At 66.8% G+C, this 12,166-nt stretch carries 8 protein-coding genes; 2 read left to right on the top strand and 6 right to left on the bottom strand.

What is annotated here, in order from left to right:
* Positions 1-39 precede the first annotated feature (39 nt).
* On the top strand, positions 40-1,770 hold the full coding sequence (locus tag HCA61_RS00745) for a glycerol-3-phosphate dehydrogenase/oxidase (RefSeq protein ID WP_169685747.1): 1,731 nt from the start codon (positions 40-42) through the stop codon (positions 1,768-1,770).
* Between the two features lie 53 nt (positions 1,771-1,823).
* Here the strand turns inward: HCA61_RS00745 and HCA61_RS00750 are convergent, their stop codons facing one another.
* Positions 1,824-2,360 (bottom strand): hypothetical protein, encoded by a 537-nt coding sequence (locus tag HCA61_RS00750; RefSeq protein ID WP_169685749.1) that lies wholly within the window; start codon positions 2,358-2,360, stop codon positions 1,824-1,826.
* A gap of 187 nt (positions 2,361-2,547) precedes the next feature.
* Here HCA61_RS00750 and HCA61_RS00755 point away from each other — a divergent pair, with 187 nt between their 5' ends.
* Positions 2,548-3,129, top strand: a complete 582-nt coding sequence (locus HCA61_RS00755) for a TetR/AcrR family transcriptional regulator (RefSeq protein ID WP_169686789.1) — start codon at positions 2,548-2,550, stop codon at positions 3,127-3,129.
* Here HCA61_RS00755 and HCA61_RS00760 read toward each other — a convergent pair.
* The 5 genes from HCA61_RS00760 to HCA61_RS00780 all read right to left on the bottom strand — a co-directional run bounded on the left by HCA61_RS00760 (position 3,114) and on the right by HCA61_RS00780 (position 12,074).
* Positions 3,114-3,899, bottom strand: coding sequence for an Fpg/Nei family DNA glycosylase (locus HCA61_RS00760; RefSeq protein WP_169685751.1), 786 nt, complete (start codon positions 3,897-3,899; stop codon positions 3,114-3,116). The two genes, HCA61_RS00755 and HCA61_RS00760, sit on opposite strands and share 16 nt — an antisense overlap.
* 1 nt (position 3,900) lies before the next feature.
* Positions 3,901-8,463, bottom strand: a complete 4,563-nt coding sequence (locus tag HCA61_RS00765; protein WP_169685753.1) for an ATP-dependent helicase — start codon at positions 8,461-8,463, stop codon at positions 3,901-3,903.
* A gap of 52 nt (positions 8,464-8,515) precedes the next feature.
* On the bottom strand, positions 8,516-9,070 hold the full coding sequence (locus tag HCA61_RS00770) for a hypothetical protein (protein ID WP_169686791.1): 555 nt from the start codon (positions 9,068-9,070) through the stop codon (positions 8,516-8,518).
* 89 nt (positions 9,071-9,159) lie between these two features.
* The gene (locus tag HCA61_RS00775) at positions 9,160-10,533 is read right to left on the bottom strand and encodes an FAD-linked oxidase C-terminal domain-containing protein (RefSeq protein ID WP_169685755.1); all 1,374 of its coding nucleotides are present in this window, start codon (positions 10,531-10,533) and stop codon (positions 9,160-9,162) included.
* Positions 10,530-12,074, bottom strand: a complete 1,545-nt coding sequence (locus tag HCA61_RS00780) for an AMP-binding protein (protein WP_169685757.1) — start codon at positions 12,072-12,074, stop codon at positions 10,530-10,532. The genes HCA61_RS00775 and HCA61_RS00780 overlap by 4 nt, the downstream gene beginning before the upstream one ends.
* Between the last annotated feature and the right edge of the window lie 92 nt (positions 12,075-12,166).

The raw sequence follows: 12,166 nt of genomic DNA on the forward strand, positions 1-12,166 counted from the left end.
CGTTGTACCGGACATGTCGGCGACTGAGGGAGCGGTGTGGTGACCAACCGATCAGGTGTGCAGATTCTCGGTCCGCGGCAGCGCGAGGACGCATGGCGACGCCTCGGCGACGAGCAGTTCGACATCGTGGTGATAGGCGGTGGTGTCGTCGGGGCGGGGACTGCTCTGGACGCCGCGACCCGTGGCCTGCGCGTGGCACTCGTCGAGGCTCGGGACTTCGCGTCCGGCACGTCGAGCCGGTCGTCGAAGATGTTCCACGGGGGCCTGCGGTATCTCGAGCAACTGGAGTTCGGCCTGGTCCGCGAGGCGCTGCGCGAACGCGAACTGTCGCTGTCCACGCTCGCTCCGCACCTGGTCAAGCCACTGAAGTTCCTGTTTCCCCTCACCCATCGCGGTTGGGAGCGCCCGTACATGGCGGCGGGCATCTTCCTCTACGACCGGATGGGTGGAGCGAAATCCGTTCCCGCACAGAAGCATCTGACACGCGCGGGCGCCCTGCGCATGGCGCCGGGACTCAAGCGCAACTCCCTCGTCGGTGGGATCCGCTACTACGACACCGTTGTGGACGACGCCCGCCACACCATGACGGTTGCGCGGACGGCCGCCCACTACGGCGCGGTGGTGCGAACCTCGACCCAGGTCGTCGGATTCCTGCGTGAGGCCGACCGTGTGTCGGGTGTGAGGGTGCGCGACAGCGAGGACGGTTCTGTCACCGAAGTGCGTGCCCACGTGGTCATCAACGCGACCGGCGTGTGGACCGACGAAATCCAGGCGTTGTCGCGTGAACGCGGCCGATTCCGGGTGCGCGCATCGAAGGGCGTGCACATCGTGGTTCCGCGCGACCGCATCGTGAGCGACTCGGCGATCATTCTGCGGACCGAGAAATCGGTGCTGTTCGTCATCCCGTGGGGAAACCACTGGATCATCGGCACCACCGACACTGACTGGAACCTCGATCTGGCGCATCCCGCCGCGACGAAGGCCGATATCGACTACATCCTCGACCACGTCAACAGTGTGCTCGTCGTCCCGCTCACCCACGACGACATCGACGGTGTGTACGCGGGCCTGCGTCCGTTGCTGGCGGGGGAGAGCGACGAGACCTCGAAACTGTCGCGCGAACACGCGGTCGCCCGGGTCTCGCCGGGCCTGGTAGCGATCGCAGGGGGCAAGTACACGACCTACCGGGTGATGGCCGAGGACGCGGTGGATCTCGCGGCCGAGGACATTCCGGCCCGCATTGCGCCGTCGATCACCGAGAAGGTGCCGCTGCTGGGTGCGGACGGATACTTCGCCCTGGTCAATCAGACGATGCACCTTGCTGAGCAGCACAGCCTCCACCCGTACCGGGTCAAGCATCTCCTCGACCGGTACGGCTCACTGGTCGAGGACGTGCTCGCGTGCGCGGAGGGCAGGCCCGAACTGCTCGAGCCGATCACCGATGCTCCGCTGTATCTTCAGGTCGAGGCCGTCTATGCGGCATTCGCCGAGGGCGCGCTGCACCTCGAGGACATTCTTGCCCGCCGGACCCGGATCTCGATCGAGTATCCGCACCGGGGCGTGCATTGCGCGGAACAGGTCGCGCATCTGGTAGCGCCGATCCTCGGCTGGGACGAGGCCGCGATCGACCGGGAGATCGAGACGTATCGGGCCCGGGTGGAGGCAGAGGTCGATTCGCAGAGCCGGATCGACGACGAATCAGCTGATGCGTTGCGCGCGGCCGCTCCGGAGGCGCGCGCCGAAATTCTCGAACCGGTGCCTGTGAAGTGAGCAATGTCCGTGAACCGATCGGTGTCTTCGAACTGATCGGTGTTTCGAACTGATCAGTGCGTGAGCAGTACCTTGACCACCACGACAGTCGCACCCACCAGGGTGAGCGCGGCCGCAGTCATCAGCAGTCGGGTGCTGGGGCGATCACCGTTGAGTCGTCCGATCACGAACGCGATGCCGCCGATTCGCACCAGGACCGCAAGCTCCGCCAGCAACTGAGCGGTACGCGGCTCGATCCAGCCGAGCCAACCGATCGCGAGGACGACGCACGGGACCACTGCCGAGGTGAGAATCGGCACGGAGTCGCGTACTTCGGCCCGCCGTTCGGCGCCGGTGAGGCGGCTGCCCTGCCGGACGCTGTGCCCCACCGATTCCGCGAAGGCGTGCGCCACGAACGTCGACAAGGCGGTGCCGAGGACGATCGCGATTCCGACGTAGTTCGGTCCCGGGACGATCGGGATGAGCGCCGCCAGCACCAGCACGTTCCCGTAGACATACGCGCTGATGCGGCTTGCGGCATTGGTACGGTCGAGTGGCGTACTTCGGGAGAACAACGGCCCGTGGAGTAATGCGTTGGCGTCGAGTCCCATATCGACAGCGTGGCATGTGTCGGCGAAAATCTCAGCGTTGTTCGGAAAGGTCCTGCCGTCGCGGCCGACGTCGGCTCAGCTCCGGGCGACGAGCGCTGACTACGTATGTTGCCAGAGTAGGATCCGATCAGACGTAGTCGACGACGGGAATCGCACAGTGGACACCACGCGCCGAAGCTGGGCGGGAATCGGCCTGGACGAGCGTCGGCGTGTCCGAAGGGAACGTCTCCTAGGCGCAGGGATCGCCCTCATCGGTGCGCCCGACGGATCCGCCGCGAATGTGCGCGCGGTGTGCCGGGCCGCCGAACTCACCGAACGCTACTTCTACGAGAGCTTCACCGACCGCGACGCATTCGTCCGGGAGGTGTATGAACTCGTGGGTGACCGCGCCCGCGACGTGCTCGTCGCAGCAGTGACCTCGGCGGCGCACGCCCGCCGGGCCGAAGCGGCGGTCCGGGCATTCGTTGCGCTGATGGTCGACGAACCGGCGATGGGTCGCGTGCTTCTGCTCGCACCGCTGCGCGAACCCGCAATCAGCGGCAGGGGCGTCGAACTCGCACCGGTGTTCGTCGCACTCGTCAGTGCCCAGCTCACCGAGATCGGAGACGACGCCGTCCGCAACATGGTGGCGGTAGGGCTCGTCGGTGCCTTGACCAGCTTGTTCATGGGGTACCTGGAAGGGGCGATCGCCGTCCCACGGGAAGCGTTCGTGCAACACTGCGTCGCACTTCTCGAGCGCGCCGCGCACGACGCTCAGCGCAGGGGTTGACACCCGGGGCAGTGGTAGACCACGCGATCGAGATCGGATGGACCGGCCAGGCGTCGCGATTCGATGGGCCGCCCACAGCGCAGGCATGGCCTGCCGGCGCGTCCGTACACCCACAGTCCGCGACCACGGCGCGCATCGCCGGTCGTGACCCGCGAGGTCCTGTCCCGGTTGGCGTACAACACACGGTGGGCGAGTTCGGCCCAGCCGGCCGGGTCGCCGGCCTCCCGTACCGGTGTCGCGGGATCCACCCCGCGCAGGAAGCACAGCTCACTACGGTAGACGTTGCCCACTCCGGCCATGATGCGCTGGTCGAGCAGTGCAAGCCCGATCGGGCGGGCAGGCTCACGCACGAGATTGGCGGCCGCAAGCACCGGATCCCAGTCCGGTCCGAGCAGATCCGGTCCGAGGTGCCCCACCGCGTCGCTCTCCTTGTCCCGGGGCAGCACTTCGACGATGCCGAGATCGAACCCCACCGCCTGCACCTGCTCGGTGCCGAGCACCGCACGAGCCTGGAAACCCGGCTTGCGCCAGCGTGTTCCGCGCTCATACACGTGCCACTGGCCGTCCATCATCAAATGTGAGTGAAAAGTGTGATGCGGCAAGCGAACCAGAATGTGCTTGCCTCGTGCGGCCACTTCCTCCACCGTTTCACCGGTGAGATCGACGGTCGCGAAGCGGGGGACCCGAAAATCGCTCTCGGTCAGGATGTTTCCCGCAAGCGCCGCGTGCAGTCGTGCAGCGGTCCGGAACACCGTATCGCCTTCGGGCACGTCAGGACCTCAACCGATATCCGCGCGGTGTCGCGGAGAACCCGGCCTCGCCGAGCAGTTCCGCAAGGGCGTGACCGTGGATCGAGACGCCGTCGATCTTTTCGACGACGATCTTGTCGACGCCACCGCTCTTGACGGTGTGAGCGAGCGATGCGAACGCGGTGCGGAGCCGACCGGGATCGTCGGTGAAGGTGAGCAGAGTGCGCCCACCGCGCTCGACGAACACCACGAGGCTGCCGTCGACCAGCACCACGAGGCCGCCGGCCTTCCGGCCGGGCCGGTGTTTCGACGTGCTCGCCGCCTCTGCCGCTGCCTTGGGCCACGGGAGTGCGGCGCCGTACGGATTGGCGGGATCGCACGCGGCGAGCGTCACCGCCTCGGTGCGGGTATGGCGACCCTCGAGGGAATCGGAGAACGAACGCAGCCGATCCACCACGTCCGGGGTCGAGAACTGTGCGCCGCCGAGAGAATCGACGAAATACCCCCGCCGGCACCGACCTGTTTCCTCGAACCGGCTCAGCACCTTGTACATGAGCGCAAACCCCCCGGGGACGGCCTCGCTCGTCACGGCGCCCCGGGTCACCACGCCGTACCGCTCGAGGAACAGTTCGGCCCTCGTGTGCGCCCGCACCGTCGGGTCGGTCTCACGCTCGGGCAGCAGCGACCACCGGCCCGCCACGGTCGGTGGCCCGGTCCGTGACGGAATGGCCGGACGCGCCCGATACATGCGAGCCCGCGGAGCCCTCCGCGGCACCCGATGTGCGGGCGTGGCCCGTGATGTATCGCCGATGAGGGCGCGGAGCGGTGCGAGCGTGTCGCCTGCGATGTGCCCACTCCAGACCAGATCCCACAGCGCAGCACTCACAGCCGTATCGGTCGCGTCCGGCTCGAGCGCTTTCACTGCCTCCCCGAGTTGCCGTACGAAATATGCGCCCCCACCCGCGAGAGCCTCCAGGATCGCCGAGTGGATCCCCGTCATCTCGATGTCCTCGGCAGGTGCGAGTGTGGCGGGGGCGAGGTCGGCGGGATGCAGCGCGATCCAGCCGTCCTTTCTCGAGATCGAGCCGGCGCCGGACCAGATGATCTCGCCGTTCGACGTCAACTCGTCGAGCATCGCGGGCGAATAGTCGCGCACCCGAGGCGCAAGGATCAGCGGTTCGAGGGCGCTTGCGGGAACGGGCACACCCGCGAGCTGCTCGGCGACGGCTGCGACACCATCGAGACCGTAGAGCGCGCTCGCGCCGGGCCCGCGTCCGAGATGGTGCCAGTCGGGCAGGAAGCGGCCGAGGGTTGCGGTGCTCACCGGTTCGACCTCGTGTCGTGCCGCGGCCAGGGAGCGTCGCCGCAGACGGCGCAGGACCTCGCTGTCGCACCACTCCGCTCCGGTGGCGCCAGGACGGAATTCGCCCGAGGTGACACGCTTGTCGTCGGCCAATCGCTGCAGCACGGATTCGACGACGGCAGCGCCGAGACCGAAGCGCGCCCCCGCTGTTGCCGTGGTGAACGGCCCGTGTGTGCGGGCGTAACGAGCGACGAGGTCGCCGAGCGGATCCGCGACCGGTTCCACGAATGCCGTGGGCACCCCGATCGGTAGCGGTACCCCGAGCGCATCGCGCAAGCGTGACGCGTCTTCGATTGCCGCCCACCACTTCCGGCCTGCGTACGACACCTGCAGAACGCGTCGCTGGGCCGACAGTTCGGCGAGCCACGGAGCACAGTCGTCGGTACTGCGCTCGCGCAGTTCGGCATCGGTCGACGGCCCCAGCAAACGCAACAGATCCGCAACGCCCTCCGCATCCCGAGCACGCCGCTCGGGCACCAGGCGCTGCAACTCGAGCTCCGCCTGCTCGATCACGTCGGCGTCGAGCAAGTCGCGCAACTCGACCCGGCCGAGCAACTCCGCGAGCAACGTCGAATCCAAAGAGAGCGCAGCTGCGCGCCGCTCGGCGAGCGGACTGTCGCCCTCGTAGAGGAACGCACCGACATAGTCGAACAGCAACGACGCGGCGAACGGTGACGCTGTGGGTGTCTCGACCTCGACGAGCCGGATCTGGCGCTGCGCGACACGGCCGAGCAGGTCGCGCAGCGCGGGTAGGTCGTAGACGTCCTGCAGGCATTCGCGCACTGTCTCGAGCAGGATGGGGAAACTCGGGTACCGGCGGGCCACGTCGAGCAGTTGCGCGGAACGCTGACGTTGCTGCCACAGCGGCGCGCGCTTACCGGGGTTGCGCCGCGGCAACAGCAACGCGCGCGCCGAACATTCACGGAACCGGGACGCGAACAGGGACGAGCCACCCACCTGTTCGGTGACCAGATCCTCGATCTCGTCCTGGTCGAAGACGAAGATGTCGGCGCCGGGCGGATCGTCCTCGGTATCGGGTAGCCGGACGATGATGCCGTCGTCGGACGGCGAAGGATGTGCCTCGATGCCCAACCGGTCCAGCAGTCGCGCTCCGACTGCGAGAGCCCACGGTGCGTGGACACGCAGACCGAACGGGGAATGCAGGACGAGACGCCAATCGCCCAGTTCGTCGCGGAAGCGCTCGACGACGAGGGTGCGATCGGTGGGGAGATGACCGGTCGCGGTGCGTTGCTCGTCGAGGAGGCCGATCAGATTCGCGGTCGCGTAGTCGTCGAGTCCGCCGGATCGGCATCGCGCGACGGCGTCGTCGGGTGCAGCGTGGCCGAGCTCGCGGATGAACGCACCGAGCGCCGCGCCGAGTTCCGCAGGACGTCCTTGGTTGTCGCCGTGCCAGAACGGCAGACGCCCGGCGCGCCCGAATGCGGGGGACACGAGCACCCGGTCGAAAGTGATCTCCTCGATTCGCCAGCTGGTCGCGCCGAGCGCGAAGACATCGCCGACCCGGGACTCGTAGACCATCTCCTCGTCGAGCTCTCCCACGCGGGTGTTCTTCTCACCCACCATGTACACGGTGAACAGACCGCGGTCCGGGATGGTGCCGCCGGAGGTGACGGCCAGGCGTTGTGCCCCCGGCCTGCCGGTCAGTGTGCCGTCGGTGCGGTCCCACACCACGCGGGGACGGAGTTCGGCGAACTCGTCCGACGGGTAGCGGCCCGAAAGCAGATCGAGCACCGATTCGTAGACGCCCCGCGACAGCGACGTGAACGATCCGCTCCGCCGGACAGTGTCGAACCAGTCATCGACCCCGATGGGTTCGAGTGCGGCCGCTGCCACCGTCTGCTGTGCGAGGACGTCGAGAGGATTCGCCGGGACCTGCAGGGCCTCGATGTGCCCGGCGACCATCCGCTCGACGGTGACGGCGCAATGGATCAGGTCGGTGCGGTGCTTGGGGAACAGCACTCCGCGCGAGGTCTCACCGACCTGGTGCCCTGCCCGCCCCACTCGTTGCAGCCCGCTCGCCACCGACGGCGGTGCCTCCACCTGGATCACGAGATCGACCGCGCCCATGTCGATACCCAGTTCGAGGCTGGAGGTAGCCACGACGCAGCGCAGCCGACCGGACTTCAGATCATCCTCGATGAGAGCGCGTTGGTCTTTGCTCACCGAACCGTGGTGGGCACGGGCCAGGACCGCTTCGGCGCCGTAGGTCACCTCGGTGGATGCACCGAGGAGCGCGGGCGGTGCGGTCTCGCGGTCGACGGTGCTGCCGAGGCGTTCGGTGTAGATCTCGTTGAGCCGACCGGTCAACCGCTCCGACAGTCGGCGCGAATTCGCGAACACGATCGTCGAACGGTGAGTGGTGACGAGATCGACGATCTGTTCTTCGACGTGCGGCCAGATCGATCCTGCCTTGGGAGCGGACGATTCGGAGTCCTCATTCGGATGGGACCCTCCGAGCTCGGTCATGTCCTCGACCGGAACCTGGACGGTGAGATCCCAGGTCTTCGCCGTGGGCGGGGCCACGATCCGGATGGGTGCTCCGCCGACGAGGAAGCGGCCCACCTCTTCGTGCGGACGCACGGTTGCGGACAGCCCGATCCGCTGCGCGGGCTTCGGCAGCAGCAGGTCGAGACGTTCGAGGGACAGCGCCAGATGCGCGCCACGTTTGGTTCCGGCGACAGCGTGCACCTCGTCGACGATCACCGATTCGACGCCAGCGAGGCTCTCGCGTGTGGCCGAGGTCAGCATGAGGAACAGCGATTCGGGGGTGGTGATGAGGATGTCGGGGGGAGTGCGGGCGAGCTTGCGCCGGTCGGCCTGCGAGGTGTCGCCCGAGCGGACACCCACGGTGATCTCGGGCGGCGCCAGACCGAGCCGCTTCGCGGTCTGAGTGATGCCGACGAGCGGCGACCTGAGGTTGCGCTCGACGTCGACCCCGAGCGCTTTCAGAGGCGAGATGTAGAGGACCCGGGTGTGGTGTTCGCGTGGCGCGTCGGTTGTCTCGGGGCGAGCAGCGAGCCTGTCGAGTGACCACAGGAACGCCGACAGCGTCTTACCCGACCCGGTGGGCGCGACGACGAGAGTATGCGCACCCGACGAGATCGCATCCCACGCGCCGAGCTGGGCGGGTGTAGGTGTGTCGAATGCGCCCGCGAACCACTCCCGGGTGGGAGCGGAGAAGCGGTCGAGGACATCGGTCACCAGTCCATGGTGCACCCGATGTCCGACAGTCTCGGGAATTACGCGTTGCCGGTCACTCCAGTGCGAACATGGCGAGCTGCGGGCAGTGCCAATCCGCCCAGTGGTTCCTGCCGTTCTGCATCAGCCGGCGGACGAGATCGTGCGCCGCAGGCCGCCACGGGAGCGCATCGAACTGCTCGCGACTCGCCGGTATCTCACTCCACCCGATCGACACCTGATCGCCGCGACGGCGGAAACTCAGCGCGGGGGAACTTGCCGTGATCCGATCGAGGTCGGCGCCGCACGACTGCTCGAGGATTCGTATGTCGACTATCACGAAGCCACCGATCTGCCTGTCCTCGCGGACACTGGTGTCGACGTACAGGCACGCGATTTCCTGATCACCGGCATGGACACTGATCATCCGATGTCCCTCGTCCGATGCTCCGACCGACGGCAGACACACGACGGACCAGTACTCGCGTTCGCTGATGCGTGCATTCTCGATCGTGGAGCGGACGTAGTCGCGCAACCACGCGGTGACGAAGTCGAATTCGGGGTAGAGCTCGAGCTCCCGATAGCGGGTATCGCGCAATGGAAGATCGGTAGCGGGTTCTGGTGTACGCATGTTCACGCCCCGATTATGGCGGTTTCTCTGCCACGGTGGCGCCGAGGTGGGGATCGGCATGGTCGCGGGGTCGGGCGGTCGGATATTCGTCACAGGACAGCCCCTGGGTTGAGGATCGAACGGGGGTCGAGGGTGTTCTTGATCAGGCGGGTCAACGCCATCACGTCGGGGCCCACCTGATCGGGTAACCAGGGCTTCTTGAGCCTGCCCACGCCGTGTTCCCCGGTGATGGTGCCACCGAGCTCGATCGCGAGGTCCATGATCTGACCGAACGCAGCGTGTGCTCGCTCCAGCATCTTCTCGTCATCGGGGTCGTAGACGATCAGCGGGTGGGTGTTTCCGTCTCCCGCATGCGCGATCACCGCGACGGTCACCGCATTGCGCTCGGCGATCTCGGCGACGCCGGCGACCAGGACCGGGAGCATCGGCAACGGTACTCCCACATCCTCGAGGAGAAGGCTTCCGAGGCGTTCGACCGCGGGAATCGCCATCCGCCGCGCAGCGGTGAACGCGGCGCCCTCATCAGGATCGGACGTGTCGAAGACGTCGTGAGCCCCGGCGTCCCGGCACGCACGCACCATCACCTCGATTTCGTGCTCCGCGGCCGCACCCGGAGCGTCGGATTGTGCGATCAGCATGGCCTCGGCGCCGCGGTCCAGATCCATCCGCAGTGCGTCCTCGACGGCGTTGATCGTGGTGCGGTCCATGAATTCGAGCATGGCCGGGCGAAGTGTTGCGGTGATCGCGATGACGGCGTCCGCCGCGGACTTCACCGAACCGAAGGTCGCGACCATCGTCGATGCCGGTGGCTGCGGTGGGATCAAGCGGAGCGTCACCTCGGTGATCACTCCGAGAGTGCCCTCACTACCTACGAACAGTTTCGTCAGCGATAGACCCGCGACGTCCTTGAGCCGGGGGCCACCGAGCCGCACCGCGGTGCCGTCGGCGAGAACCACTTCGAGCCCGAGCACGTAGTCGGAGGTCACCCCGTACTTGACGCAGCACAGCCCACCCGCATTGGTCGCGGCGTTGCCGCCGATCGAGCAGATCTCGAACGACGACGGATCCGGCGGATACCACAGGCCGTGTTCGGCTGCGGCTGCCTTGACCTCGGCATTGAGCAGACCCGGCCCCGCGACGGCGGTGCGTGTGGCCGGGTCGATCGTGATATCACGCATCTTCTCGGTGCTGAGAACGATTCCGTCGGCGAGACCGCCGGAGCCTCCGGACAGGCTCGTTCCGGCGCCGCGGGGCACCACCGGGACACGGTTCTCGTACGCCCACCGCAACGTGGTCTGCACATCAGCGGTGGAGGTCGCGCGGACGAGCGCGAGCGGCACGGCCGCGTCCGGGTCGATCGCACGATCGTGCCGGTACCCCGCGAGGATGTCGGGATCGGTGACGAGGACCCCGGCCGGAAGCTGCCCGGCCAGGGCCGTCGGGTCGGCACGCGGTGACGTCACGACACAGCCGGAACGTACCGGGCGCGCAGCTTGTGTTTGACGAGCTTGCCGGTCGGAGTGCGAGGCAGGTCGTCGGAGAAGTCGATGCTGCGCGGGGCCTTGAACTTCGACACCTTGGACCGCACGTACTCGAGTAGTTCCTGCTCGACCTCGGGTCCGGGTTCGACACCTTCAGCGAGTTGCACCACGGCCTTGACCTCTTCGCCGAACTCTTCGTTCGGCACGCCGATGACCGCGACGTCGAACACCTTGGGATGAAGGGTCAGGACGTTCTCCGATTCCTGCGGATAGATGTTCACACCGCCCGAGATGATCATGAATGCAGCGCGGTCGGTGAGATACAGGAACCGATCCTCGTCCAGATATCCGATGTCGCCGCTGGTCGTCCACGTGGGGTGATCGGGATGCGTTGCCTTCTCGGTCTTCTCGGGGTCGTTGTGGTACTCGAACGGACGCTCGTCGCGCTCCCACCACACCGTCCCGATTGATCCCGTGGGTAGTTCCTGGCCGTCCTCACCGCAGATCCGGACGTGGCCCATCACGCCGTCGTGTCCGACCGAACCCGGACGAGCGAGGGCCTGTTCGGAGTTGATGAAGGTCACGCCGGAGCCTTCGGTGGAGGCGTAGTACTCGTTGATCACCGGCCCCCACCACTCGATCATCGCCCGCTTGATCTCGGGTGGGCACGGTGCTGCAGCGTGAATTGCGACCTTCATGCTCGACACGTCGTACTTCAGGCGGGTTTGCTCGGGAAGTTTGAGCATGCGCACGAACATCGTCGGCACCCACTGGCTGGCGGTGACCTCGTACCGATCGATCAGCGCGAGCGCTTCTTCCGCATCGAACCGGTCCATGAGGATCACCGTGCCACCCACCGACTGGATTGTGCCGCAGAACCGCAGTGGCGCAGCGTGGTACAGCGGTGCGGGGCACAGGTACACCGTGTCCGAATCGAAGCCGTACATCGGGGCGAACACAGCTGTGTACGGGTCGGGAATGTCCTGGACCTGCCCGTCCCGCAGCTTCGGCTTGATGCCTTTGGGGCGGCCCGTGGTGCCGGACGAGTACAGCATGTCCTGGCCGCGCGGCTGATCGTCGAGAGGTGTGGTGTCGAAGCGTTCGACGGCCCGTGCGTAATCCTCGAATCCGGGCAGCGTTCCGCCGTACGCGAGCCGGTGCTCCACGTTCGGATATGCGTCGGCAGAGGTGTCCACCGCGTCGGCGGCATTCGCGGAGACGATCAATGCCTTCGCGCCGCAGTCGTCGACCACATATGCGGCTTCGTGAGCGGTGAGGTGCCAGTTCACGACGGTGATGTACAGGCCGGAGCGCAGTGCGGCCCAGTACACCTCCATCACGCGGAGGTCGTTGTCGGAGATGAGGGCGATGTGGTCACCAGGTTTCAGTCCTAGTTCGCGCAGGTACTTCGCGAGCCGGAGCGAGTTCTCGTCGAGTTGTCGGTAGGTCAGTGACTCGCCAGTGGCGGGGCGCACGATAGCGGCCTTGTTCGGTGAGGTGGCGACGAAGTTACCTGGGTACATGCACCCTGGTTTATCACAGGTTGTGGCGCGCGCCACAGTGTCCGTTCCGGTTGGACGATCGAGTGGTACTCCGACATGAAAAAGAGCGAGCT

It is taken from the genome of Rhodococcus sp. HNM0563 (genome assembly GCF_012726195.1).
Lineage (GTDB): Bacteria > Actinomycetota > Actinomycetes > Mycobacteriales > Mycobacteriaceae > Rhodococcus.